Genomic DNA, 24,854 nt, shown 5'->3' with positions numbered 1-24,854 from the left:
CCTTTCGTATTACAGCCCCGCGGTTCTTTTTAAGCCCTGACGGCCCACCTCATCTTGGTGGAACGGGCGCGGCCGTTCATGGCGCACTCCTCTGCCGACGGACGGATTACCTCGTCCGCGACATCACTGTAGACACCCTCTTTTTTCAGGCGTTTGAACGACTTTTTGACAAGCCGGTCCTCGCCGGAATGGAAAGTCAGGATGGCAGCCCTTCCGCCCGGTGACAGAACATACGGAAGCTTTTCGAGAAACTCTTCCAGCACCTCAAACTCACTGTTCACATCGATCCGGAGGGCCTGGAACGTCCTCTGGCACGATTTCTTGACCGCTTCCTTCCTCTCGGCTTCCGGCAGGAAGGCAAGGGCCTTTTCGATGGCCTGGCGGAGCTTTGTCGTCGTATCGATGGCTCCCTTTCTTCTCTCCGCCGCTACGGTCCGTGCAATTTCTGCCGCATATGGCTCGTCCGAATTCTCCCGGAGCATCCCCTCCAGTTCCTCCCTGGTCAGCTCCTTCAGGCGTTCCGCAGCGGATACCCCCTTCTGGGAATCCAGGCGCAGATCCAGAGGCCCCTCTTTCTTATAAGAAAATCCCCGGTCGGGATTGTCGATCTGCATGGAGGAAACGCCCAGATCCGCCAGCACAAAGTCGAAGGTTCCGGCTTCCGCCGCCACCTGATCGATATTGGCAAAATTAAGCCGTTTGACGGTGAGGATTTCCGGGCCGTAGCCCAGCGCCTCCAGTCTTTTCTTCGTCTTCTCCTGTTCGACTCCGTCCACGTCCAGGCCATAGATGTGCCCCTGTCCCTTCAGGCGTTCCAGCATGGCCTGGGTGTGCCCGCCGTAACCCAGAGTGGCGTCTAACCCCTTTTGCCCCGGCTTTATCTGAAGGAATTCCAGTATTTCGCTGACACAGATAGAAATGTGCATTCCAACCGGGGTACTGCCTTTCCGAATCACCTTCTCCACCGTCTCGGGATATTTATCCGGCTGGAGTTCTTTATATTTTTCATTATAGTTTTTGGGATGTGTCCCTTTATAGCGGACACGGCGCTTATGCTCCGTGTTACCGGTTCCGGTCTGTTTCTCGTTATCCATTGGCTTTCTTCCTTTCCGCTCTCTCCTCTAAGAGTGCCTCCGCACCTTTTTTGCAGAGAATATAAACATAAGTGCCCTCTTTCATCGAAATCTCATATTCTTTCAGCACGGTAAATCCATTCCGAGCGGCCTGGGGTTTTACAAATCCCCTGTTTCTCGAATACAGGATGAGCACCGCGTCTTCCTTTAAAAATCCGCCGATTCGGCTGAAAAAGCGCTCATACAGGTCAAACACCTCATCGTCCGTAACCCGCCCAATCTGGAACGGCATATCCGTAAATACCTCGTCAAAAAGGTATTCATGGCGGAATTCAAAAAAGTCGCGGTTGATGTAATGGGCCGTCATCCCGGCAGCCTCGGTATTCTTCCTGGCTTTCAGTATATATTCCTCCTGGATGTCAAGGCCGTAGGACGTATAGGCCCTGACCGCCTTGCTGCGTTCTATCAGCATGGTTCCGGCTCCGCAGAACGGGTCCAGCACCTGGGCGCCTTCCCGCATATAGTCCTCTGCAAGAGCGGCCGTAAGCGCCGCATTGACGGGACGTATGCTGACCGGAGCCGCCTCTCTCCTGTAGGCAAACCGTTCATCCTTAAGCGTGTACAACTTAAGAAGCAGGTTACAGTTCCCCTCTTTATTCTCAATCAGGCGCAGCTCCACCTCATAGTCCGTGACCGTGTTGATGAGTTTTCTGCCCGATAATTTTTCCAGGTATCCTGATAATTTTTTTACAAAAGCGCTTCTCTCGGGAAGTGTCTTCCTGCTCTTTAATTCCACCCTGAAATACCAGGGTTCCCCTCCCTCATGGCTCTCTTCCAGCAGGGACAGGAGGCCCGAGTCTGCAATTACCTCCGCAGCCTTAAGCGGATCCATCGGACAGGTTCCCAGCCCTTTCACCACAAAAAGAAGCTCCTGCCATGTCCTGATTTTGTCCATCCAGTTCAAATTCGTCACCCTGGCTCTGACACCGGCGCCGAACAGCTTTGTCCTGGCCCCCGGATCGAGGAGGGTTAACTGGTTCTTTGTCAGTTCCGTGAAATTCCTGTTGGTCAATAGAACAATATCGTATGTGCGGTCAAAGCCGGTAAACCGGTGGGTATTTACCCCTTCCATCCCGACAACAAGGGCCGACAGCTCCCTCATCTCCTCGGTCAGATGTTTCCTGTTCTCTTCCGTCACCTCCGTCTGCTCCAGAAGTTTAAGCTGTTCTTTCAGTTCCTCCAGATACCCGCTGTAATCAAATCTGCCGATGGCGGATAAATAGGAACTTTTCACAAAACGCTGCGCTTCCCTTTTATATGCCTCGTACACCGGTTCCAGAAATTCCTGTCTGCCCAGATCCCCCATGAGCAGGGCGGCATTTTTCCTCGTCTTTGCATCTTCCGACCGGAGCAGGTCCATCAGATATTCTTCCTCCCCCTTAATGAGTGCGGACAGGGCCTTCCGTCTGCCCTCCTCCTTCACTTCCTGCCTCAGGCGGCTTAAATTCTGCCTCACATCCCTGTTCTCTTTTATCTGGCTCCAATAATCCTTTATCATTCTTCTCTCCCGGCGGTTTTATTTCTAATATACATCCGCTTCTTTCATTCATCGGCAAAACGCCCTGCCGGCCTGCGGCAGAGGCCGCTAAGACACGCAGGGCATGTTTCCATTACTGTCTGCATAAAAGCCGGAACGGCTGCAGTGTAAACAATAACGCGCTTTGTAATATTAAGAAGCAGAATACATACAATGTCTGTGGTAACTATTTAATTACCGATATTTTATCATCTTATGGTAAAGATAGCAAGCGTCCTCAAAACATCGTATCATCCTTTAAACCTTCCACAATATTAAGGCCGGTTATTTTTCTTCCGGCCATATAATAGGCCGCACCGACCGACAGGAAAACGGCGCCTGCAAATGCAGCCATGGGAAGCAGGGGCATCACCGGCAGATAATCACTGAGCCGGAGTCTGCTTGCATTTACCGCAAAAAGGACAAACATGATTTGAAAGGGAAGGCTGATAAGGATCGGCTTCAGCGCCGTGATACAGCTTTCCATTGCCAGGATTTTGGCCAGGCCTCCCGGAGTGAACCCCACCGACAGGTATCTGGCAAATTCCCGTCTCCTCATATAAACGCCCCCAAGTGTATTTGCGAATACATTTACAATCCCCACAAATGCCAGCAGCCCGCACAGAGTTCCCACCAGGACTTTATATCCTTCCCGGACCTTTTCCTCAAACGCTTCTTCCGTCTTTCTGTTTTCCAGCTGATACTCATACGTTCCCCGGAGCAGACCAGTCAGTTTTTCTTCGGCCGCCTCTATTTTTTCCTCCGAAACGGCTTTGATTTTAAAGTACATCACATCGTCGGGAAAGACAGCGGCCAGTTTCTTTTGATATACGCTCTCCGGCACGATCCGGACAAGTGAAAAATTCCCAAATTCCTCCCTCAAATCCGGACCCTCTTCCGCAAATGCCCCTGGCTCCAGCCGGAACATGCCGCTTTCATCCGTCCGGCCTTCACCGCCGTCCGTCTGAGGTTCCTCCCGGCCGCCCCATATATAAGCAGTTTTTTCTTCCGCAGCTAAAAACGGAAGGTAAGTTTTCTCTCTGAAATGGCTGTTGATATTATCCCAGATTCTATTTACGGTTACAGTCTCCACATCCGGAACGTCAATTCCCGCTTTCTTTAAAAATACCTTAAAACTTTCATCATCCAGAACCACAACAGGAGTCTCAACCAGGTATTTCTCTCCTCTTTTTGTGATTCCCGTATCTTTTAGAGCCTCGATTCCTCCCGCCGCTTTAAGTTCCTCCGACAGCATATCTTCTCCAATCAGGGTCCAGCCCTGCAGCTTCCGGTATGCGGTGCATTCGGAAATTTCGTTTATTTTCCGAATATCACTCAGAAGCCCGGTGTCCGTTTCCGGCTGTTGTTTGAGTGTCACCATCAAATCCCAGACCTTTCTGTAACGCTCAAAATACGTATACTGGGTACTGACTCCGGACAGCGCCCAGAAATTTAAAAAAATCCCGAAGGTAAAAAAGGAAAGTGTCAGGGAAATCGCCGATGTCCTATAGGCCCTGCGGCGTAAATATAATGATTTTGCGGCAATCTCCCATTCGATTCCAAAGAGCTTTGGAAAAAATAGATACGAGGGTATTTTACCGTCCGGATGCTCCCTTCCTCCGCAAATTGCATCCAGGGTGCTGATTCTGCCGAGCCTCAACGCCGCCCTGGCTCCGGCCGTCAAAACCGTGGCCGCACAGACTGCAAACGTCGCTATAAAAAGCAGGGGATGATATACGAATACCGAGGGTTCAATTCCCAGCGGTTCCGTCATTTTTTCTGCCATCCTGAAAAAAAGAACCGTCAATCCGGCTCCGGCGGCAATTCCCGTAAGTACCGGAAAAAAGCTGAGTGCAAGAGCCTCCTGAAACAGGCAGATACGGATCTGCCCCGGCGTGGCGCCCGTACTTTGCAAAATTCCAAGCTGATGCAGCCTCTCATTGGCCCCCATGACAAATGCATGGTACAGCACAAGCGCCATCGCCGTACACACAAGAAACATCACGGCAATATAAAACCAGGTCAGCATCGTAAGCTGTGCAGCCTCCTGTTCCCTGCCCTCCACCGCCGCCCTTCTAAGCTGATCCACACGCATATTATAAAATAATGCCGTTATAAAAGAGATAAAAAGGGATGCCACGAACGAGGCCGCCACGACGGAGAAGCTGGAAGCCCTGTTGTATTTTAAATAATTCCTGGAATATTCTTTCCAAAGCATTTTATTCCTCCCCTCTGTTCCGGCTGTCTGAAACAATCCTGCCGTCTTCCAGCCGGATAATCCGATCGGCCTGAAGCGCGACCTGTTCGTCGTGAGTGATGATAATCATTGTTTGACGGTACTTTTTATTGGAGTATTTAAACAATTCCATAATTTCCTGGCTGTTCACGCTGTCGAGGTTCCCCGTCGGTTCATCTGCCAGGACAAGGGCCGGGGCGTTCATAAGAGCCCTGCCGATTGCCACTCTCTGCTGCTGTCCGCCGGAGAGCTGGCCCGGCAGATGGCCGGCACGGTCCTTCAGGTTCAGAATCTCCAGCAGCTCCTCCAGACGCGCTTTGTTTATCTTCTGTCCATCCAGTTTTACGGGAAGGGTCATATTGTCCACCACATTCAGCACCGGTATCAAGTTATAAAACTGGTAAATCAGACCCACCTGCCTGCGGCGGAATATCGCCAGCTCCTTTCTGCTCTTGGAATAGAGGTCACAGCCGTCCACATAGATATGCCCGGAAGAGGGTATATCCACTCCCCCGGCCAGGTGAAGAAGCGTAGACTTCCCTGAGCCTGACTGTCCTATCACTGCCACAAATTCCCCTTTTTCCACGGAGAAACAGACGTCTTTCAGGGCATCCACCCTGTTTCCGCCTTTTCCATATTCCTTACACAGATGTTCCACTCTCAGTATCTCCATTCATTCCTCCTGTCTCTGCCGCCATAGGCGCAGGTATGATATCCGCTCTGCGGTTATGCTCAGGTATAATATCCACTGTGCAGATGCCGATATTATACCCGAAACCCGGTGACAGACCGGTGAATCTATTATAACAATATTGTCATATTCCGGTTCCCGGAGAAGGAAGAGCCCTCTCCGCCGCAGTGCGCTCCTGCCCGGAGGGCTTTTTTAATATAATAGGAGGCCTTTCCTGAGGTATTAAAAAAGGGAGTCTTAAACCGCTCCCTTATAAAACCGGATATCAAATTCTGCGCCGCCGTCCTCTATATTCCCCGCCCTGATGGTTCCGTTCTGCTTTCTGATTATCATACCCGCCAGCGCCAGGCCGATTCCGGCGCCGCCCGGCTGGATATTCTTTCCCCTGTAAAAACGCTCGAATAGACGGCTTAAATCTTCCTCTGCGAAACCGTCCCCATTATCTCTTATCCGAATCCGGGTATAGACTGGATTCTCATCCGCACAAACCATGATGGTTCCGCCCTCCGGCGTATGTTCCACACAATTTTTAAGGACATTGCCCAGAGCCTCGGCGGACCACAGCAAATCCCCTGTATAAAAGGAGTTTTCCGTCCCCTCCACAAGCAGGGTCTGCCCCTTTAATTCCATTGGTATTTCCAGAGGTTCCAGCGCCCTTTCAAGAAGCTGTGAAACAGACATTGGCTCACTTTTAAACTCCAGGGTTCCCGACTCCAGCCTCGCAATTTTCAACAGCGTGGCAATCAGCCATTCCGTCCTTGTCAGAAGCCGGTCCATGTCATAAAATGCTTCAAATTTTTCCTTCTCGTCCGTGGCTTCTCTTATCCGTTTCAGGAGCAGACGGATCGTGGTCAGAGGCGTTTTCACCTGATGGGAGATATCTTCCAATGAATTCTGAAGAAATGCCTTCTCCCTCCCCAATTCCTCCGCCTGCTCCTGTAAACGGACCGTCATCTTATAGATCTTGCTTCCGAGAACCGCCAGTTCCCCCTCCCGATCGGGAAGCATGGAAATTCCTCCTTCGCCGTGCAGTATTTCATCCAGTTCGGCGGACAGCTCCACCAGACGGTCATATCTTTTTTTCGTAAAGCAAATAAAAATAATTCCGGCAATCAGACAGACTACCGCCACATACAGGGCAAAAAACGGGTTCCACACTGCAGCCGCAGCCGATGAAGCCACAGAAAACAACAGATAAATTCCCACGACTACCTTTAATTCCGGATTTCTTAATAATCTCATCATTATTCTCCGACTCTGTAGCCTCTCCCCCGGACCGTCATAATAATCCGCGGATTGGCCGGATCTTCCTCTATCTTTTCCCGGAGGCGCTTGATATAAACGGTGAGCGTATTGTCATTTACATAGTCACCGGCAATATCCCATATCTCCTCCAGCAGCCTCATCCTGGAAAGGACTTCCCCCTGTCGGTTTAAGAAGACAAGTAAAAGCCTGTATTCCAACGCGGTCAGCATAATCTCCTTTCCATTTCTCCTGACAATGCCTTTTACGGTATCCACTTCCAGACCGTCGAGCAGAAACAGCGAACAGCTTTTCCCACTCCTCCTGAGCGTATTTTTCACGCGTGAAATCAGTTCCAGGGGTTTAAACGGTTTTGCAATATAATCATCCGCGCCCAAATCAAAGCCCGTAACAATGCTGCCCTCATCTCCCATTGCGGTCAGGAAAATAACCGGTATATCCGTCTCTCTTTTGATTGTCGTGCAGAGAGAGTATCCGTTTCCATCGGGCAGCATGACATCCATCAGGATCAAATCAAACCGTTTTCGGGCGGTTTTTTCGAGCGCCTCCTCCCTGGTTGCGGCCGTCTCCGCCGAAAAGCCTTCTTTCCCCAGGAGAAACAATAAATTTTCTGCAATCTCCCTGTCATCTTCCACTATTAAAATGTGATTCATTCTCTGAGTCCTCATATTTCTTTTTATAAAGTTGAAAATCATGGTTCAATAGTATAAAATTGTTAGATACCGTTTATGTAAGATGTATACCTGTTTTGATACTGTTATTGCGTTTTGATGTCGGCATTGCATTTTGATAGTGACATTACGGTTCGATATTGTCATTACCGTTCGATATCAGCATTTTGTTTTGATAGTGTCATTACGTTTGGATACAGTCATTAAGGAGGCTGATGTACATATGGATTCAACAAAAAATTATCCCGACTGCCCGGTGGAGATGACGCTGCAGCTCATCGGCGAAAAATGGAAGGTGCTCATTATCCGCGATTTACTGACCGGGACAAAACGTTTCAACGAACTGATGCGTTCCGTCACCGGCATTACCCAGAAGGTTTTGACCAGCAATCTGCGCGCAATGGAAAGCGCCGGGCTTATCAACCGCAAAGTCTATGCCGAAGTTCCTCCCCGGGTGGAATATTCCCTGACAGAGACGGGTTACAGCCTGAAGCCGATTCTGGATTCCATGGTGGCCTGGGGAACGGCCTATAAGAACAGCCAGGACACCTGATGGGGCCAAAGGTAAAAATCCCGAAACGCCGTCTGCGCCGGAGCGGAAAAGGTTCATTCCTGCCCCGGCGCAGTATCTTCTCAGGCCTCTAAGCTATTTTCCGGCAGCAGATTTCTTTGCCGTTACTGTCCCGAAATCAAAAAGCGCGTATCCTGCCTGAATTTCTTCCTGGAGGGATTTCCCTCACAGCGCCGGATTTCCAGTGTTTCCAAGTCATAGACAGCCGACCACACCGTGTCCTTTCCCGTGCTGCGGTCATACTGGCATATAAAACCGTAGCAGCCCGACAATAACCGTTCTGCAAATTCCATATCCCGCATTTCATCCGAGCGAAACGCTGTTTCAATCGTCTGATACCGCTCTTCTGCGTTCCAGTCGTCAATATCCCGGCACACATACCGCTGCATTTTCTCAGAATGGAATGAATTGACGGCCGAAACATATCCGCGCCTCCCGTCCGGACGTTCCACACTTATCCTCTCACAGTTACACTCAATAACGGCAATATCTCCCGACTGGTCGGCCGCGGTAAACGTCTGGCTGGATGCAATGGGAAGCACTTTCAGCGCCTCCGTAAACTCCTTCACCGTCCTGCACCGTTCCAGGCCGTACCGCAGAAGCATACCGGCATTCAGGCCGACGCCCAGAACGGCAGGATACACGGATGTCAACCCAATCGCCAGGCCGTGCTCGTTCACGCCGTCCTCCATTTCCACAAATGCGGTGGTGTTGCCCTGGAAGGAGTACGTGAGCCCGCCTTTTCCCGATGTCTCAACCCCGGATGTCTCAAACTTATAAATGCAATTCATATACAGTTTCTCAATCGCGGTCAGAAAATCGCTGTTTCTGGCCAGAATGATATGGCCTTCACTCTTAAAAGCCACGCAGGAACATTTATTTTCCGGCATAATGCAGTACATGCCCAGGAGCACAGCCAACAGTTGGTCTGAAGGGATCTTCTGTCCCTTTGCAATTCCCTCTATCTCTTCCAGCACTTCGGGATAATACTCCTGATAAAACGGAAGACACTGCCTGCTGAATGAAATCCTCTCCTCCGTGATTGGGAAAGGAACTCCTTCCAGCAGACTCCTGCCGTTTTTCAGCAGCAGGCCGCCCCATTTTAATCCGATTTCGTAATGTGTTCCCTTAAACCTTGCATGATACATAATTTGCTCTCCTTTTTTGTTTTGAGAGCCACCGGTAACTCTTAAATTGAGCATAATTGAATAAAAATTTTATGTCAATACCTTAAATAATATAATTAATATAGTTTATTTTTCCTTTTTATTTTTCTTTTTCAGTTTCAACACAATCCCCCGTTCGTCGGCAGCGCCCTGCAGCAGTTTTACCACACAGGCCGCCCTCTCTTTTATCGTTTGACCAGCCTGATCCGGACAGGCTTTCACCTGATCCATAACCGCCTGCAGCTCATCGCATTCTAAGAGATTAACCGCCAGGCAGAAGAAGCTTTTTCTGCGGCCGTCGTTATATTTTTCCAGAAGTTCGCCGAGTATCTCCGCCTTTCTTATCTGCTCCTCCTGATATGCTTCTTTCCCAATGTTCCGGTGCTTATCTAAATCCCTTCTCCTGTTGCGGTGCGTGATGAAAGAATCGTATTCATCAATCGTTTCATATTTCTCGCAGGGAAAATCAGGACATTGATGGCAGTAATCTATTTTTCCCCTGCCGGGCCCGTCTTTTTCACTGTTGCTGTTTTCACTGTTTCTTTTCAAACTGCATTTTGCAATCCGGCAGGACTGGTTTCCCTCCCCGCCCCCGCATCCGGGACAGTACCCGTCGATATGCATCGTACAGAGCCCGCAGTTCAGGCCGCAGAGTGAAAATAAATCATCATCCCTGATAAAATCTTTCATATGTATCGGTTCCCCCATTTTTTTGAATATGCGGCGGATTTCAACGGTAACCGCAGAAACCGGTGTGCGCAGGTATAATGCCCACTTTATGGTCATTGTACCATAATTACAAAATTCATGGCAAGACCAGCTATTTGAAGCTTCGCGGAATACTACCTATGAACACAGTAACAGAAAAAGCTCCGTTTGAAGCAGAGCAACGGGGCCAAAACGTTTTTTCATACGTTTTGGCCCCGATAAGAACATTATTTCCGCCGGATAGCTCCTTTCGATATCATTCATGCTGTCCCAGATGATATCGCCCTCCATCATCGGACGCCCATTGGCTGTATTTAAGCCGCTTACATGTGATCCATGCAAATCATCCGGCGAAGTCATTCCAGGCCTGATTCTTTGTATTCGACCATGAACTATTGAGCCGATGGCGAAAAAGCATTTACTTATCAATATCAAATTCCTTCGCATTATGCACGGTCAGCAGTTCCGGTTTGAATTCAAAGATGTCCTCCGGACCGCTTCTCGTGTACTTTCCGTTTAATATCTGTTCCATAAATTCCACGCATTTGACGGCCATCTTTACGGAAGACATACCCGGGCTGGCGTAAAGTCTGCAGTCCTCTCCCGTATTCACCATCAGTTCTTTCTGCTCCTCGGTTGCGTCGTATCCGATTACGTAGACATCCGTCTTACCGGCATCCTGAAGCGCATTGTATGTTGCCATCGTACACTCGGCCCAATAGCAGAAGAAGGCGTCGGCATCCGGGTATGCCGTGATCATATCGGTAGCCCAAATATAACATCCGTCGGAGGTTCTGTCCGACGCCCGGTTCATCACTACCTCCACGTCGGGATAATTCTCCGCCAGGTAATCCTTAAATCCGTTGATTCTCAGGCCGCTGGATGCGATGGACGGCTCGTCCTCAAACACAATAATCTGCGCATTCTTTTTACCTCCCAGAGCCTCCATGCTCTGCTCTGCCGCCATGACTCCGCCCTGATAATCGTCGTAGCACACCGATGCATCGGCCGTACCGTCCGATGCCAGGCAGTCGAAGTCTACAATTGGGATTCCGGCTTCTCTGGCGATTGCCACCGCATCGTTGGCGCCGTCCGTATCGATAGCCGTATAAATGATTCCATCCACTCCCTGTGTGACAAGATTCTCAATAATCGTATATTCGGATGCCCAGTCCCCGGCCGGATCCATGATTACTGCTTTCCATCCCCTGGATTCAATCTCCTCCTGCGCGGTGTAGGCAAATGATGACTCAAAAGACATTGCCATATTCCAGGGAACAATCGCGATCGTGAGCTCCTCTCCCGCCGCTTTTTTCTCCGTCTTTGGCTCCTCCGCCTTCGTATCCTCACTATCAGCCTCTTTGGCGGCACTTTCCTCCGTCTTTGCCGCTCCTTTTGTCTCTTCCTGTTTGCTGCCGCATCCGCTCAGCAGTGATGCCGCCATTGCAGCCGCCAGTAATACACCCGTCATCTTTCGTCTCATAATACACCTCTCCTTTACTTTATCTCCTTTTAAAAGTTACTTTTTCTTTGCCTCTTTACTCGATATCCTGTTAAACCACTGCGCATAGAACACGGCCAGTACCATCAGGCTGCCCCTCACCACATACTGCCAGTTGGAGCCGATAAACATCAGGTTCATTCCATTCGTAATCATTCCCATCATCAGAGCCCCCAGAAAGATACCCAGAACCATCCCTTTGCCCCCGTTGAGGGAGACACCTCCGATCGCGCAGGCGGAAATGGCAATGGCCGCATAACCGCTCCCCGCATTCGGTGTGGCGGAACCTACCCGCGCAGTGGACAGCACTCCCGCGATGCAGGCCAGACCGGCGCTTATAACATAGGTGGAAAACCGGATCCGCCTCACATTGATGCCGGATATAAAGGCCGCCTGATAGCTGCCTCCGATTGCGTATATCTTTTTACCGTAGGTCGTCTTCCCCAGCACAAAAGCCACCAGCACGAATACCGCTATTAAAATGTAGATGGACACGGAGATTCCCCCAAACTTGCCGGAGCTTAAGTTCTTAAAGGCTCTCGGCAGAGAAGTCACGGCTGTATTTTTACAGACGATATAGACAATCCCCCTGATGGCGGTCTGCGTTCCCAGTGTCACAATAAACGGGTCAATTTTTGTCCGTGATACAATTAGTCCATTCACCGCCCCGAAGATACAGCAGATAAAAACTGAAATCACAATCGCACAGAAAAGATTTGTCTTAACTCCAAAGAGTCCGTCCGTAACGAGCAATGCACAGCAGGTTCCTCCAAGGGCACTGATGGACTCAATGGACAAATCGAATGTGCCGTTAATCAGCGGAAACGCCAGGGCACATGCCAGAATTCCATATACCACGATTTCCTTCAGGACATTATTCGCATTGGCCAGTGTCAGGAAATTACCGCTGTAGCTCTGGACGACGGCCGAAAATACGATAATCAGGCAAAGCAGGCCGGACAACTCAAAATATTTTGAGTGCTTTACCCGATGCCATATACTGACTTCTGTTTCTTCTTTTGTCTTCATAGTTCGTCACCTCACACACAGATTTTGGGAGAATGCGAAATCGCCAGCTTTATAATCGTCTCCTCCGTCGCCTCTTCCCTTTCAAGCTCCCCGGACAAATATCCCTCGTGCATCACCAGGATCCGGTCGCTGATTCCCAAAAGCTCCGTCATCTCAGAGGATACCACGATAATCGCCATCCCATCCGCAGCCAGTTCATTGATAATTCTGTATATCTCGGCCTTTGCTCCGACATCCACTCCCCTGGTCGGCTCATCCAGAAGCAGGATGGACGGGGATGAGGCCAGACATTTACCAAGCACCACCTTCTGCTGGTTGCCTCCGCTTAACATGCGGACCATCATTCCGCTTCCGGAAGAGCGGATTTTCAGTTTATCAATATACTCCCAGCTCAGCTCCTGCGATTTTTTCCTGCTCATTATTCCAAATGCGGAAATCTTCTTCAGCACGCTGAGGATTAGATTCTGCAGGATTGACTGTTCCAGAATTAACCCCTGATCTTTTCTGTCCTCCGGCACCAGGGCGAATCCTCTTTTCAGCCCTTCCGCAGGCGAATGGTTCTTAATAGAAACTCCCTCAAGAACCAATTCCCCCTCGCAGCCGTCCACTCCGAAAATCGCCCTGAGAAGCTCGGTCCTCCCCGCTCCCACCAGACCGGCCACGCCCAGAATCTCTCCCTTCTTCAGCTCAAATGAGATATCCGTGATGCGGCCGTTGGTCAGATGTTTTACCTCCAGTATTGTGTCACCGGCCTGGTTGGTTTTATCGGGAAACTGTTGTTCCGGCTGTCTTCCTATCATCATTCTGACAATGCCGTCCACCGTAGCCCCGCCGACGCTTAAGGCCCCCGACGGTTCCCCGTCACGCAGCACCTCCACCCGATCGCCGACGGCAAAGATATCTTCCATCCTGTGGGAAATCAAAATTACCGCAATTCCTTCCTCCCTGAGCTTTCTGATAATCTGATAGAGATTTTCCGTCTCCTCGGTGGTAAGGGCCGCCGTCGGTTCATCGAAGATAATAATTGAAGCGTCGTAGGACAGGGCCTTTGCAATCTCAATTAGCTGGCGCTGTGCAACACTGTACTGCCGCACCAGCGAATCCGGCGGAAAATGGATTCCGATCCGGTCCATCAGCTCCTCGGCCTCTCTCTTCAGACCCTTCCCATCCACAATTCCCGCATTCGACTTATACCGTCCTACGAAAATATTTTCCGCCACGGTCATCTCCTCAATCTGCACCAACTCCTGATGCACCATGCTGATTCCCAGGCGGATGGCATCCAGGGGACGTTCAATCTGTACTTTTCTGCCGTCAATGAAGATTTCTCCCGAGGTCGGTTTCTCGACACCCGCCAGAATTTTCATCAATGTCGATTTGCCGGCTCCGTTCTCACCGCAGAGGCACAGCACCTCTCCCTTTCTCAGTTCCAGGTTCACATCCGTCAGAGCCTTGATACCGCCGTATCTTTTGTAAATATGTCTCATTTCCAGAATGTTTTCACTCATATAAAACTCCCTCAGATTGCCGGTTTAAACCTGAATCCTGTGCAGCCTTGCCGCATTCCGATACATAATCCCGTCGATTTCCTCCCCGGTGAACAACGGCCATCCACTGGCCTTACATATGATGTTTATCTTCTCTGTCACGTATTCCACCCACCGCGTCACGTCGTCATAGGGATCCTCTCCAAAACAGTCGAAATTGCAGGCCACAAAGTCGGTGGCGAACATCACCTGGCCGATTACGCCGTATTCTTTCGCTAAAACCAGGTTCCAGACCGTGGAAACTTCCCGGTCGTAGCACATGGCCAAATCCGTATAGAGATTCTCATCCGTAGCCATCTGCGTAAAGAGCTGTTCCGCCCAGGGGTATCCCAGATGCTCCACGTTGATTCTCAGGTTCGGAAAATCCAGGACTATCTCATTCAGGTCGTAGAGCGAGGTGTACTCGGCCGGCGCCAGAATTGCCTTTCCGATCTGCGCGGAGTGGTGGAACTGAACCACAATTCCCTGCTCATCTGCAAATTCATAGAAAGGATAAGCCGCGTTTACATTGGAGTGGTAATGGCTGAACGGAGGAGCCATCAAAACGCCCCTGCATCCATTTTCCAAAACGGCCCGTTTCAGATATTCGAAGTCTTTCCTATTGAACCGTCCGCCCTTGTCCACCGCCTCCACGCTGCAAAACGGGATAAAAAAATCGGGATATTTGTGATAACATTCCATCACGTACTCTTCACCAAATGAAGTGTCGAAGATCCTCCGCATCGCCTGTCCCATAGCGACCGCTTTTTCTACTCCCGCCCGCCTGTAACTCTCCACCAGAAAATCCACATCCGTCGTTTTTTTCGGAAACGACATCCCGTATTTCCCGTATGTCTCTGCCGAAAAACCTCCGCTCTCTGCCAAATGCATATGCGCGTCAATAATCATATTAAGCCTCCTGCCCTCTTCGCTTTCACCTGCCGTGTAATGGTTCAATTTATCCTGAACCATTACTCCGCCGTACTTTATGATCTGTATCCATTGATACAATACTAACATTGGTGCAACTTTTATCACAAGAACTTTTTTACCGCCATTTCCCACAAATTTATCGGTCTATTTTTGGTCAATATCCACAATTTCCTGATTTATCCATTTTATTCTTCATAATTTTATATCAAAATATGTTTTTACATCCTATTATCATTTTACACACTGATAAAATCAGATTGACATTCCATTCAAAAATTGATAAATTCATTTATATGATAAACTTTTATCCGAATCAGGAGGCAACGGTATGAAAAACGCAAACGTAACACTGCAGGTGATAGCCGACAAGGCGCATGTTTCCAAGGCCCTCGTATCAAGAGTTCTCAACAACAGACCCGTCAGAGTGTCCGAACAGAAAAGAGCGCAGATTTTGAAAATCGCGAATGAACTGGATTATATTCCTTCCGGGCAGATTCTTACCGGTGTATCCTCGCCGCGGCTCAACAAGACGATTGCCCTCATACAGCCGAACCTGAACTTCCAGTTTCTCGCCCAGATTACGGAGGGCGTCATTGAACACGCCTATGACAATGGATATTCCGTCATTGTGTTTGACAGCAAGGAGGACAGCGCCCTGGAATTAAAATACCTGGAACTCTGCCATACGCTGGGTGTGAACGGCATTATCCTGAACTCTTTCGCCAACAGCAATAACAGGAATTACATCGAAAAACTGCACGAATGGGAACTGCCCGTAGTCTTTATCGACTGCTACCCCAATGATAAACGTTTTTCCATTGTCTCCTCGCAGAACCGTGATTATATGTACCTCCTGACCGAGAGCCTGATCGCCAGAGGCCACCAGAATATTTTAAGCATCATCCAGGACAAGTCCACTCTGACCAATGTATCACTGGAACGCTTAAACGGATATTATGCTGCGATGAACAAACACGGACTTCCCGGATACAATGAGATAATTTATCCGGACCGCGATTACAGGCAGCAGCCGATCTTCTCGCTCTTAAATTCCTCGCAGAAGTTCAGTGCATTTATTATCAATACGGCGTGGGATGTCCCTAATTTTATCAATTTGATTCATGAGACAAAGTATCTGGAACATAATGATTTTGAGATTGGGGTGTTTGACGATTTCATGATACCGTTCACCGAATACAGCGCCGGTTCCAACAAGAATATTTATGATAAGATCGTGAGCGTTGTCACGCAGCGCCCGAAAGAAATTGCCGTCCAGTCCGTGGACATCCTGATTGAAAGTATAAAAAAGGGGGAAGCATTCTCCCCTGTGCAGAAATTTACGGACTGCGACCTCGTTCTGATCAAACAGCCGGAATAGATTTCGGAATGTCCCAAAGCCTCCCGTCAATTCTGCCGTGGCTCCGGAACATCCGAAGGTGGAGTGAAAAGACTGAGACTGTCCTTTCACTCCTTTTTATGAAGGTAAATTGTCTAGGTAAAGAGTTTACGAAGTGTAATTTTATATCCATACAAACGTTTTTTGAGCGGCTCTGATACGTTCACACCTATTTTATAAGCTGCTCAATCTGATCCCATATTTCATTCATCTGTCTGGCGCTGTCGAGGGCGTCTTTCTTCTTTTCCAGGGCCTGGTTCAGTTTTGAGATGGCATCATCATATTTTTTCTCCTTTGCATCCTGACGGTTCTTTGCCTTCAGGACTTTTACCTGGCTGTCGGCTTCCACATAGGAAACGCGTGCATCCTCCAGATTATCCTTCAGCGCATTCACCTGTTTCCACAGCTCCTTGTTTTCTTTCAGTTTCCCGGCCTCTTTCTGAGCCTTTTTTGCGGCCTTTAACGCATCGGAAACGGCCTTATTCTCCGCCTTAAGACTCCTTATTTCTTTGCCCGTGTTCTCCATCTCCTGGCGAATCTGCGCCGATTCATTTTTATACTCTGACTTTGTCCCTGCCGCAAATACCGGAAAATTCATAATGCAGACAAGCGCTGCCGTGCATAATATTAACGGTGTTTTTTTCATGGTTCTCTCTCCTTTCGATGTCCGTCTTGTGATGATGTTTCTTTGACTTCTCAATCATACCATTTTCCACCCCGGCCATAAAAGGCCGAAACTGTGGCAAAATTGTGGCAGACGTTTACGAATTCCTGTCGGAATGGTAATATACATCTAAAGTAAAAATTTCGGAGGCAGCTATGGCAAAACGCATCTATGTGGCAGATGATGAATTTCATATACGCACTTTAATACAGACCTTTCTGGCTAACGAAGGATATGAGGTGGAGACATTTTCGGACGGCGGCAGTCTATTTGCCGCTTTTACCGAATCATGCCCCGATTTGATTATTCTCGATATCATGATGCCCGGCACGGACGGCCTTACTCTCTGCGCTGCAATAAGGAAAATAAGCCAGGTTCCCATCATCATCGTGTCCGCCAAGGACAGCCCTCTCGACCGCGTCACCGGAATTACGCTGGGCAGTGATGATTATATGGTCAAACCGTTTCTCCCCCTGGAACTGGTCACCCGGGTCAGGGCCTTATTCCGGCGCGCCGGGTACGGACAACCTGAGCCTGAAACAGCCCTGGTGTATGGAGGCCTCAGTCTGGAACGCGGCTCCCGCTCCATTTCGGCCGGAAATCAGCCTTTTTCCGTGACTCCGATGGAATTTGATTTCCTGACCTATATGATGGAGCACAAAAACCAGGCCGTATCCAAGCGGGAACTTCTGAAAGAGGTATGGAAACTACCCGATTATACGCTTGACACAAGAGTTGCGGACGATCTTGTAAAGCGTCTGCGGCGCAAACTGAAAGATACAGACTGCGGAGTTTCCATTGAAACGGTGTGGGGTTTCGGCTTCCGCCTGAACTGTGAAAGTGAGGAATGAAGATGATTTCCCGTATCCGTATGCGTATTTTTATCCCCGTGCTTGTTGTGATTGTAATCTTTCCCCTTCTGTCCTGGGGGATCTTCTCGTCCACCTCCGGCTGGTATATGAACCGTCTGTCCAGGAAGAGCCTGTCATTTCTGATGAATTCCATCGTTTCCACGGCGGAGACGCTGTATTCCGGCAGCGATGACAGGGACCGCGCCGATGAAAAAGACCTGTCGAAGGAACTTATGAACCAGGTAAAATCATTTATCAGGAAGGACCGACCGGAGGCACAGCTTCTGACAATGAATTCCCGGATGAAGCTCACCTACCCGAAGTCGGGCAATGAGCAGCCAGACACCCAGGCGCTTTATCAGGTCTGCAGGGAAACTGTCTATAATGGCACTCTGAGCGGGGACGGCTCCGGGGTGGAAGAGGTCTCGGTCGGAGGCACGCGTTACCTGCTCAGTATGTATGAGGCTGAAAGCAGCGGAAATGTCCGCAATAAATATATGTTCGGATATGTGGCGGTCCCCGACACCCGTGCCCTCATCTCCTACACCGGCACTCTGCTGCTTCTCATCGCGGGCATTCTGTGTCTGCTCTCCCTGGTTGCCGTCTGGTTTATCGCGGGCGGAATTTCAAAACCGCTTCAGGCGCTCTGCCGCCATACGCATGCCATTGGCAAGGGAAACTTCTCCCCTATTGACGAACGGTCCTCCATTCGGGAAATTGAGGAACTCCGATGTTCTTTTAACAGGATGTCTGAGGATTTAGAGAGAATGAACCGTCAGCAGAATGTATTTTTCCAGAATGCATCCCATGAGCTGCGCACACCGCTTATGTCCATCTGCGGCTATGCCCAGGGGATCCAGTGTAACGTATTTCCTGACCACAATGAAGCAGCCGGTGTCATCCTCACGGAATCGATGCGCATGAAAGAACTTGTGGACGGTATCCTCACCATTTCGAAAATGGACAGCCGCTGCCTGGCGCTGGAAAAAACATGCATGGATTTGAATGATTTTATGAAAAATGAAATGACGGCGCTCCGGGGCATGGAACTCATGGAACATATCCGCCTTGAGGCCATTCCCCTGCGCGAAAAAATCACCGTATCCGCCGATCCGGCTCTGTTATCCAAAGCGTTTCGGAATGTCATTTCAAACTGTGTCAGATATGCCTCCGAGAAGGTCACTTCGGAGATAAGTGTAAATGACGGCTGGGGCCATATTGTGATCACCGACGACGGGCAGGGATTTGATGAGGAAGATCTCCCCCATGTTTTTGAACGCTTTTACAAAGGCCCCGGAGGAAATTTCGGCATCGGGCTGTCGATTGTCCGCACAGCCATGGAATATATGGGCGGCAGAGCCGAAGCCTGCAATGCAGAATCTCCGGTTCACGGAGCCAGGTTTGTACTTTCGCTGCCCCTGGACTGCGTGTATCCCGGGACGGCCTCCAGAAGCGCTTCTCCCGTCACGCCTGTCAACAGTTTTACCGAATAGGAGAACTCCCCGTCCGTCCACAGCGCCAGGCTGTAGCTGCCGTCGTTTCCCTTCAGCGTCACCTTATTTCCTCCAACCACATACTCCTCCGCTAAACTGTAAACGTTATAATCTCCCGAGTTGTCTTCCGTTCCCGCCGACATCCTGTATGTGGCGCTCTGTCCCTCCCCGCTGTACGTGATTTGGGCCAGTTCCTTCCAATAAGCCGTATATACGGTCTCCTCCGCCTCAAACGGAAGTGCCGCCGGCTCTTCAACCGTAAAACCGACCAATACGGAAAGCTCCTCCCGGGAGGCACACTTCCTGATATCCGGTATCTCCTGTACCGGGGAAGTCGGTTTCACTCCCGGCTGTATCCTGTTAAACAGCCCCGGCATCGAAATAGCTCCCAGAAGCAAAGCCGTCAGGCAGGCCGCGGCCGCCAGATATTTCCTGTATCGGAGGAAATGGGCTTTTCGGTACGGTATAAAACAGATATCCGCCTCTGCGATATTACTTAAAATGCGTTCCCGCATCTCGCCGGTCACTTCTACCTCGTCCATGATCTGTTCATACCGTTTCCTCAAAGTCATATACCTCCTTCAAAATCTCCTTCAATTTTTCCCTGCCCCGGTGCAGGCCGGAGCGGACTGTGGATTCATTCTTCTTTAGAATATCCGCAATCTGGGCGGTGGAGTAGCCTTCATAATAAAACAGATGAACAATCTCTCTGCAGCTGACCGGGAGCGCCTTGACGGCCTCCCATACAAACGACAAATCTTCCTTATGCTCCGACACCAGGGTCTCGCTCAGTTCATCGGTGCTTCTTATCTTATTATACTCGATCCTGTTCTTGCTCAGATTTCCCGCTACCCGCATCAGCCACGCCTTTTCGTGGACCGCATTTTCAAAATGGGGAGCCGTTTTTAAAAACTGAATCAATGTTTCCTGGAGGATTTCCTCCGCATCGCTCATATTGTGCAGATAGGAGTAGGAAAGGCGCAGGATGCTGTTTCCGTAATCAGTCATCAGCCGTTCTGCCTGCTCATTGACAGCCGCCCTGCCATGGCTCTTTTCCGCAGAGATTCCTTTTACGGCAGCGGCCGCTATGGAGAAAAGCCTTCCCCAGCTCCTGTACACCCACTCTGCAAAACTGTTTTCACACCAAAGGTATGTCATGACCGTCATCCGTTCCTCCTGCCTACTTTATCGTCTGAATCAGAGCCTGTATATCCACGCTGCTCATGCCGCCACCGCCACCGACCGAAAAGCTGAATCCGCCGTCTGTCCACACCGCGGCGTTCACCTTTGAATCATCTCCCCTTAAAATGACGTGACGGCCATCCACCTCAGTCCTTCTTATCTCCCGGTACTGTGTGTAGTCTCCGCTGATATCACCAGTTCCCGCCGTCTTGCGGATCCTCAGACGGCGGCCATCCTGACTGCCGGAATAGACAATCTCAATCATCTGATCCTGTATGGACCGGATGGCACACTGCGTATATCCTTCTATTTTATCCGGAACCGTAATTCCAAAACCGGCATTCTGCGCCGCTTCCCCCAATGTCCTGCACTCCGTAAACGGATTTGCCGTCTCCACAGTTCTTCCTAAAGAAATTCCAGTATTGACAGGCACTGCACTGCTTCCTTCTGCAGCCGGAGTAACCGCCATCATACTGCATATTGCAAGTACCGCTAATTCTTTCAACATATCTGATTCCTTCTTTCTTGTATTCCAGCTGAACCACATTAACGCTGTTCTACCCTGTATACAGATAAGAAGAAGGGATTGTTGCAGGGTTTCAGAAAATATTTTTTAATTTCCCCGCTCCGTCAGCATCCGGTTGAGCTAATTGGCGCTGCTCCTCGTTCTCCAGTAAGTATAGATACGGACGGCGGCCATAATCAGTGCAAAAGCAACGGATTTCCGGCAACCTGCCTCAGCGGCGGGATCAAATGCCCTCTGCCTTTTCCCCAGCGTAATTTTTCATACGATGAATCCCGCCGCCGTCTCCTGCTGCCTGTCTATGTAATCCTGCAGCACTCTCAGGCCCAGACGGAGCTCTTCATCTGACCGGGCCGAACAGGTGGCCACCCTGACTGCGTTGGCCTTCACCTGATTTCCTACCGAGAAACGCTCGGCTCCGAAGACACTCACGCCCTGATACTTAAGCTCCGTCTCGCACTGTTTTCCGCTGCACTGTTTTGGAAGCTCCAGCCATTGGTAGTACGACTCTTTCCACAGTCCGCTTTCCGGGAAAAATGAGGCGTATATCCGGTTGCGCTCCACTGCGGCCGCCCGTTTCTTCTGTATGATTTTGTGTGCCATCCCGCTTCTGATTATCTCGGCGGCGATCTCCATATTTAAGGAGGAAATTTTCAGATTCTGGCTGAACATTCCCTGTTCCATCGCATTGATGTATTTCTCCGGCAGACGCAGATAGGCAATCCGAAGTCCCGGACAGAGCGGTTTTGAGAGGCCGCTGACAAAAATACAGTGCTCCGGCGCTTCCAGCGTCAGAGGCGAGTAGGGCGGCTCCAGCAATGCGGCATAATTGTCGTCCTCAATTGCAATCAAATCCCTGTTGCGTATGATCTCTGCTATTTCTTTTTTGCGGTGTGCGGAAAATGCACGGTTGGTGGGATTTCCACCCGCCGGCATCATATAGATTCCCCTGACCTTCTGAAGCAGGCAGGCATTTTCCAGCTTATCGGGCCGCATTCCCCATTCGTCACTTTCAATCGGGACAAGCTGGAGGTAAAGAAGGTTGGCCAGGCTGATGAAATTAGGGTAGGTGTAAGTATCGACGGCAATGCGGTCCCCTGCCTCAAAGAGGGTCGACAAAACGGTTGCCAGGGCATTCTGGGCTCCTGCGGCAATCATCGTGTTATGCTCGTCCGCATCAAGGCCAAACCGTTTCAGCCACCCGGCCGCGGTCACAATCTGCCCCCGGTCACCCAGCGGATGGGAATATTCAAATAGCTGCTCCGAAAACGGTTTTTTCAGTAGTTCGACCGTCAAATCACGGATGGCGGCATTTGACTCATAAAAAGGATGGATGAGCGCCAGCTCAATCCTGGGGCCGGCGCTCTTCTCCACCGTCGACGTGGGCACGTTGGCATAGGGGGCTACAAAGGTCCCCTTTCCGGTTATCGCGTGTATCAGCCCCCGCATCTCACAAAGTTTATACGCTTTTGTGATTGTGCTGAGGTTCAAATCCAGAAAATCGGCCAACTCCCTCTGGGGAGGCAGCTTCGTATTGGCGGTCAGAATTCCGCCCCTGATATCACGTTCCAGCATATCCGCAAGGCAATAGTAGATGGGATAGGTCAGCTCTTTTTTTTCCGGTTTCCATGACATCGGATATTCATCGAAAGAATTGATTGGCATAATGCTCTCCTTTATTCTGCGGCACGGTTGACGGCTCCGGTCATTGCGGCGCGGTTGACTGGCCGACAGGAGGGATGACCGGCTGGACGTCCTCCCGGCCGACTGTGTTTCCCGGTCCTGCAGGACCCTGGCCGCCATCCGGTGACTGGGCGGATTCGGACGGAATCCCCGGAAATTGCACTGTGGGCTGGTTTGCCAGGGTACCTGCCGTTCCCGGCTGTCCCGCCTGCGGCTGTTCCGTTCCCGGCTGTCCCGCCTGCGGCTGTTCCATTCCCGGCTGTCCCGCCTGCGGCTGTTCCGTTCCGGACGGATTTACCGGAGACTGCACTCCCGGCTGGTTCTCCCTGGATTCCGCCGTTCCGGGCTGGTTCCCCTGCTGTGGAGCTTCCGGCCGGCTGCTCTGCTGTCCCGCCGTCCCATTCTTGTTTTCCGGCTGTGCCGCTGTTCCTCCCTGTGCAGCATTTCCAGTTCCGGAAGACGATGAGGAGGAAGGCGCCTTTCCGGCCGGAACGGATGTGGTTTTTCCGTTTTCCGTTCCTTCCAGATGGTAACAAAGCACAGGAATTCCCGCTTTGATATTTTCATAAATGGTTTTGGCCACGGCGGGAGGCAGGTTGATACAGCCGTGTGAACCATTCTTTTTATAGATCGTTCCTCCAAAACTGGTACGCCAGTATCCGTCATGCATCCCGATATTTCCGTTAAACGGCATCCAGTATGTAACGGGAGTATTGTAATTCTTTCCCCGGAGCACCGCATTGCGCTGTTTGTAGGTCAGCTCATAGGCACCTGCCGGAGTGCTCCATCCCTTTGATTCATTTCCGGAGACAAAGTCCGATTCGATCAGAAGTTTGCCCTCTTTATAAAAATACAGATGCTGGGCGGTCAGGTTCATTTCCACATAAGTATCCCCATAATCCGGGCCGTCATGACTGGCCGCCGTCTGCCGGTAAATGGGTTCCCGCTCCCGGCTCTCTCCGCCCTCTATCATCTCAACCAGGGCCGCGGCCTCCTTCTCCTTGTCAATCATCCAGCCGTAATGCCCCTTTGTTATGGTCACGGCCGGCCCATAGGATGTCTTTAATTCTTTCGGCCGGTAAGCCGTGTTGTACTTCTCCGCCAGCTCCTGCACATATGCCTCCGCTGCCTCCATTTTTACGGTAACCTCCCCGTCGCGGCCTTCCACAAGCCAGTTGAGGGTGCGGCTTCCGTCAAGCACCTCCGACCGGCTGCCGAAGCGGTAGGTTACAGTCACATCCGCATAGGGTTTGAATGCCTCTTTTCTGCTTATCAGGCCGGGATCCTCCCCGGTAATGTCCGGCTTCCTATAAATGCCCGATTCATCCAGGGAAATCCGGCTTTTTAACCCTGAAACCGCATTGGCAATCTCCTCCGAAAGCCGCTCCGGAACCGGGGCATTCCCCAATTCTTCCGGAACAATTGAAAGTCCGTTCTCCGGTTCCCAGGTAAGAAATGCGTCGGCCGGTTCCGTGATAAGTTCCGGATCCATGCAATCAAGGGAATTGATTGCAGCTGCCAGCTTTTCTCTGTCAAATACCACCGAAGACACAGGCAGATATTCCTTTTTCCCGCCAAAATACCGGAGTCCCCACAATAACGGCTTCTGTTCTTTTAAAATTGCTTCCATCGTTCCGTCATAGATTGGGGAAAGGCCAATTTCACTGCCGCATATCCGTTCTTCGCTCCCGCCCCGTTCTTCCAGAACCAGTTCATAGCGGCCAACGGCTCCGTCTAATTGTTTTTTCACCTCATCGGCAGTCAGGCCGGAGGCAGGGATTCCCCCGATCATTGTATTTGGCAGAAACTTGCTTTTATAGTTCAGGCCGAACAGGCAATAAACCGACATCAACACCGCCGCGCTTCCGGCAAATATCATTTTAAATCCCGCAGGTAATTTGCCCGCATATCTTCTCTTCTTTTTCTTACGGCGCTTCGGCAAGCCGTTCTTTGAGCTTACCGTACAAATCCCGGTGTTTTCTGTTGTTATGCGTTTACGGCTTCTTCTCGTTCTTTCGTCCATTCCACAGTCTACTCCTTATTTCACACTGCGTTTCAGCCGCAGTATCGAATTCACCGTAATTATAGCATTAACATTGTACCACTAAAACAGGATAA

22 protein-coding genes are annotated in these 24,854 nt (G+C 50.3%); 4 read left to right on the top strand and 18 right to left on the bottom strand.

Annotation, left to right across the window (positions count from 1 at the left end; genetic code table 11):
• Nucleotides 1-29: 29 nt before the first annotated feature.
• From rsmH to V3C10_07795, 6 genes are all read right to left on the bottom strand, one after another.
• Entirely contained in the window at nucleotides 30-1,094 is a 1,065-nt protein-coding gene (gene rsmH / locus V3C10_07820) for a 16S rRNA (cytosine(1402)-N(4))-methyltransferase RsmH (protein WVP63700.1), read from the bottom strand.
• The gene (locus V3C10_07815) at nucleotides 1,087-2,631 is read right to left on the bottom strand and encodes a methyltransferase domain-containing protein (GenBank protein WVP63699.1); all 1,545 of its coding nucleotides are present in this window, start codon (nucleotides 2,629-2,631) and stop codon (nucleotides 1,087-1,089) included. Before V3C10_07815 ends, rsmH begins: the two co-directional genes overlap by 8 nt.
• Before the next feature lie 256 nt (nucleotides 2,632-2,887).
• Nucleotides 2,888-4,867 (bottom strand): ABC transporter permease, encoded by a 1,980-nt coding sequence (locus tag V3C10_07810; protein WVP63698.1) that lies wholly within the window; start codon nucleotides 4,865-4,867, stop codon nucleotides 2,888-2,890.
• Nucleotide 4,868: 1 nt separating this feature from the next.
• Entirely contained in the window at nucleotides 4,869-5,558 is a 690-nt protein-coding gene (locus V3C10_07805) for an ABC transporter ATP-binding protein (protein ID WVP63697.1), read from the bottom strand.
• A 255-nt stretch (nucleotides 5,559-5,813) separates the two neighbouring features.
• The gene (locus V3C10_07800; protein WVP63696.1) at nucleotides 5,814-6,821 is read right to left on the bottom strand and encodes a HAMP domain-containing sensor histidine kinase; all 1,008 of its coding nucleotides are present in this window, start codon (nucleotides 6,819-6,821) and stop codon (nucleotides 5,814-5,816) included.
• Complete coding sequence (locus V3C10_07795) at nucleotides 6,821-7,492, bottom strand: response regulator transcription factor (GenBank protein ID WVP63695.1); 672 nt, start codon at nucleotides 7,490-7,492, stop codon at nucleotides 6,821-6,823. The genes V3C10_07800 and V3C10_07795 overlap by 1 nt, the downstream gene beginning before the upstream one ends.
• Before the next feature lie 241 nt (nucleotides 7,493-7,733).
• Between V3C10_07795 and V3C10_07790 the strand changes: the two genes are divergently transcribed.
• Nucleotides 7,734-8,063, top strand: coding sequence for a helix-turn-helix domain-containing protein (locus V3C10_07790; GenBank protein WVP63694.1), 330 nt, complete (start codon nucleotides 7,734-7,736; stop codon nucleotides 8,061-8,063).
• 122 nt (nucleotides 8,064-8,185) lie between these two features.
• On the opposite strand, the gene V3C10_07785 is transcribed toward V3C10_07790, so the two are convergent.
• The 6 genes from V3C10_07785 to V3C10_07760 all read right to left on the bottom strand — a co-directional run bounded on the left by V3C10_07785 (nucleotide 8,186) and on the right by V3C10_07760 (nucleotide 14,920).
• Entirely contained in the window at nucleotides 8,186-9,229 is a 1,044-nt protein-coding gene (locus V3C10_07785; protein WVP63693.1) for a C45 family peptidase, read from the bottom strand.
• 105 nt (nucleotides 9,230-9,334) lie between these two features.
• Complete coding sequence (locus tag V3C10_07780) at nucleotides 9,335-9,937, bottom strand: DUF3795 domain-containing protein (GenBank protein WVP63692.1); 603 nt, start codon at nucleotides 9,935-9,937, stop codon at nucleotides 9,335-9,337.
• 436 nt (nucleotides 9,938-10,373) lie between these two features.
• Nucleotides 10,374-11,438, bottom strand: a complete 1,065-nt coding sequence (locus V3C10_07775; GenBank protein WVP63691.1) for a sugar ABC transporter substrate-binding protein — start codon at nucleotides 11,436-11,438, stop codon at nucleotides 10,374-10,376.
• Nucleotides 11,439-11,474: 36 nt separating this feature from the next.
• The gene (locus V3C10_07770; GenBank protein ID WVP63690.1) at nucleotides 11,475-12,485 is read right to left on the bottom strand and encodes an ABC transporter permease; all 1,011 of its coding nucleotides are present in this window, start codon (nucleotides 12,483-12,485) and stop codon (nucleotides 11,475-11,477) included.
• A gap of 11 nt (nucleotides 12,486-12,496) precedes the next feature.
• Nucleotides 12,497-13,993 carry a sugar ABC transporter ATP-binding protein gene (locus V3C10_07765; GenBank protein ID WVP63689.1) on the bottom strand — a complete coding sequence of 499 codons (1,497 nt, stop codon included), beginning with the start codon at nucleotides 13,991-13,993 and terminating at the stop codon, nucleotides 12,497-12,499.
• Between the two features lie 24 nt (nucleotides 13,994-14,017).
• A complete protein-coding gene (locus tag V3C10_07760; protein WVP63688.1) occupies nucleotides 14,018-14,920 on the bottom strand; it encodes an amidohydrolase family protein in 903 nt (300 codons plus the stop codon).
• A gap of 352 nt (nucleotides 14,921-15,272) precedes the next feature.
• Here V3C10_07760 and V3C10_07755 point away from each other — a divergent pair, with 352 nt between their 5' ends.
• Nucleotides 15,273-16,322, top strand: coding sequence for a LacI family DNA-binding transcriptional regulator (locus V3C10_07755; GenBank protein ID WVP63687.1), 1,050 nt, complete (start codon nucleotides 15,273-15,275; stop codon nucleotides 16,320-16,322).
• A 187-nt stretch (nucleotides 16,323-16,509) separates the two neighbouring features.
• Here V3C10_07755 and V3C10_07750 read toward each other — a convergent pair whose 3' ends face one another.
• Nucleotides 16,510-16,986 (bottom strand): S46 family peptidase, encoded by a 477-nt coding sequence (locus tag V3C10_07750; protein WVP63686.1) that lies wholly within the window; start codon nucleotides 16,984-16,986, stop codon nucleotides 16,510-16,512.
• A 173-nt stretch (nucleotides 16,987-17,159) separates the two neighbouring features.
• Between V3C10_07750 and V3C10_07745 the strand changes: the two genes are divergently transcribed.
• Nucleotides 17,160-17,855 (top strand): response regulator transcription factor, encoded by a 696-nt coding sequence (locus V3C10_07745; GenBank protein WVP63685.1) that lies wholly within the window; start codon nucleotides 17,160-17,162, stop codon nucleotides 17,853-17,855.
• Between the two features lie 2 nt (nucleotides 17,856-17,857).
• Nucleotides 17,858-19,348: a HAMP domain-containing sensor histidine kinase gene (locus tag V3C10_07740; GenBank protein ID WVP63684.1), complete on the top strand. Its 1,491-nt coding sequence runs from the start codon at nucleotides 17,858-17,860 to the stop codon at nucleotides 19,346-19,348.
• On the opposite strand, the gene V3C10_07735 is transcribed toward V3C10_07740, so the two are convergent.
• The 5 genes from V3C10_07735 to V3C10_07715 all read right to left on the bottom strand — a co-directional run bounded on the left by V3C10_07735 (nucleotide 19,243) and on the right by V3C10_07715 (nucleotide 24,759).
• Nucleotides 19,243-19,914, bottom strand: a complete 672-nt coding sequence (locus tag V3C10_07735) for a hypothetical protein (protein ID WVP63683.1) — start codon at nucleotides 19,912-19,914, stop codon at nucleotides 19,243-19,245. The genes V3C10_07740 and V3C10_07735 overlap by 106 nt on opposite strands.
• The gene (locus V3C10_07730; protein ID WVP63682.1) at nucleotides 19,898-20,515 is read right to left on the bottom strand and encodes a sigma-70 family RNA polymerase sigma factor; all 618 of its coding nucleotides are present in this window, start codon (nucleotides 20,513-20,515) and stop codon (nucleotides 19,898-19,900) included. Before V3C10_07730 ends, V3C10_07735 begins: the two co-directional genes overlap by 17 nt.
• Nucleotides 20,516-20,528: 13 nt before the next feature.
• On the bottom strand, nucleotides 20,529-21,038 hold the full coding sequence (locus V3C10_07725) for a hypothetical protein (GenBank protein WVP63681.1): 510 nt from the start codon (nucleotides 21,036-21,038) through the stop codon (nucleotides 20,529-20,531).
• Nucleotides 21,039-21,314: 276 nt separating this feature from the next.
• Complete coding sequence (locus V3C10_07720; protein WVP63680.1) at nucleotides 21,315-22,718, bottom strand: PLP-dependent aminotransferase family protein; 1,404 nt, start codon at nucleotides 22,716-22,718, stop codon at nucleotides 21,315-21,317.
• Between the two features lie 40 nt (nucleotides 22,719-22,758).
• Complete coding sequence (locus V3C10_07715; protein ID WVP63679.1) at nucleotides 22,759-24,759, bottom strand: L,D-transpeptidase family protein; 2,001 nt, start codon at nucleotides 24,757-24,759, stop codon at nucleotides 22,759-22,761.
• Nucleotides 24,760-24,854 lie beyond the last annotated feature (95 nt).

The sequence above is a fragment of the [Clostridium] symbiosum genome (genome assembly GCA_036419695.1).
Classification (GTDB): domain Bacteria; phylum Bacillota; class Clostridia; order Lachnospirales; family Lachnospiraceae; genus Otoolea; species Otoolea symbiosa_A.
Note: the sequence above shows the minus strand (reverse complement) of the source record. Positions and strands in the feature narration are given on the sequence as shown.

What these genes read in the sequence shown, in the direction of transcription:
- V3C10_07810 (WVP63698.1), bottom strand. Translation starts at nt 4,867, where the DNA reads ATGCTTTGGAAAGAATATTCCAGGAATTATTTAAAATACAACAGGGCT.
- V3C10_07715 (WVP63679.1), bottom strand. Translation starts at nt 24,759, where the DNA reads ATGGACGAAAGAACGAGAAGAAGCCGTAAACGCATAACAACAGAAAAC.
- V3C10_07795 (WVP63695.1), bottom strand. Translation starts at nt 7,492, where the DNA reads ATGAATCACATTTTAATAGTGGAAGATGACAGGGAGATTGCAGAAAAT.
- V3C10_07770 (WVP63690.1), bottom strand. Translation starts at nt 12,485, where the DNA reads ATGAAGACAAAAGAAGAAACAGAAGTCAGTATATGGCATCGGGTAAAG.
- V3C10_07740 (WVP63684.1), top strand. Translation starts at nt 17,858, where the DNA reads ATGATTTCCCGTATCCGTATGCGTATTTTTATCCCCGTGCTTGTTGTG.
- V3C10_07805 (WVP63697.1), bottom strand. Translation starts at nt 5,558, where the DNA reads ATGGAGATACTGAGAGTGGAACATCTGTGTAAGGAATATGGAAAAGGC.
- V3C10_07725 (WVP63681.1), bottom strand. Translation starts at nt 21,038, where the DNA reads ATGTTGAAAGAATTAGCGGTACTTGCAATATGCAGTATGATGGCGGTT.
- V3C10_07815 (WVP63699.1), bottom strand. Translation starts at nt 2,631, where the DNA reads ATGATAAAGGATTATTGGAGCCAGATAAAAGAGAACAGGGATGTGAGG.
- V3C10_07780 (WVP63692.1), bottom strand. Translation starts at nt 9,937, where the DNA reads ATGAAAGATTTTATCAGGGATGATGATTTATTTTCACTCTGCGGCCTG.
- V3C10_07775 (WVP63691.1), bottom strand. Translation starts at nt 11,438, where the DNA reads ATGAGACGAAAGATGACGGGTGTATTACTGGCGGCTGCAATGGCGGCA.
- V3C10_07790 (WVP63694.1), top strand. Translation starts at nt 7,734, where the DNA reads ATGGATTCAACAAAAAATTATCCCGACTGCCCGGTGGAGATGACGCTG.
- V3C10_07750 (WVP63686.1), bottom strand. Translation starts at nt 16,986, where the DNA reads ATGAAAAAAACACCGTTAATATTATGCACGGCAGCGCTTGTCTGCATT.
- V3C10_07755 (WVP63687.1), top strand. Translation starts at nt 15,273, where the DNA reads ATGAAAAACGCAAACGTAACACTGCAGGTGATAGCCGACAAGGCGCAT.
- V3C10_07760 (WVP63688.1), bottom strand. Translation starts at nt 14,920, where the DNA reads ATGATTATTGACGCGCATATGCATTTGGCAGAGAGCGGAGGTTTTTCG.
- V3C10_07800 (WVP63696.1), bottom strand. Translation starts at nt 6,821, where the DNA reads ATGATGAGATTATTAAGAAATCCGGAATTAAAGGTAGTCGTGGGAATT.
- V3C10_07730 (WVP63682.1), bottom strand. Translation starts at nt 20,515, where the DNA reads ATGACGGTCATGACATACCTTTGGTGTGAAAACAGTTTTGCAGAGTGG.
- V3C10_07720 (WVP63680.1), bottom strand. Translation starts at nt 22,718, where the DNA reads ATGCCAATCAATTCTTTCGATGAATATCCGATGTCATGGAAACCGGAA.
- V3C10_07745 (WVP63685.1), top strand. Translation starts at nt 17,160, where the DNA reads ATGGCAAAACGCATCTATGTGGCAGATGATGAATTTCATATACGCACT.
- V3C10_07785 (WVP63693.1), bottom strand. Translation starts at nt 9,229, where the DNA reads ATGTATCATGCAAGGTTTAAGGGAACACATTACGAAATCGGATTAAAA.
- V3C10_07765 (WVP63689.1), bottom strand. Translation starts at nt 13,993, where the DNA reads ATGAGTGAAAACATTCTGGAAATGAGACATATTTACAAAAGATACGGC.
- rsmH (WVP63700.1), bottom strand. Translation starts at nt 1,094, where the DNA reads ATGGATAACGAGAAACAGACCGGAACCGGTAACACGGAGCATAAGCGC.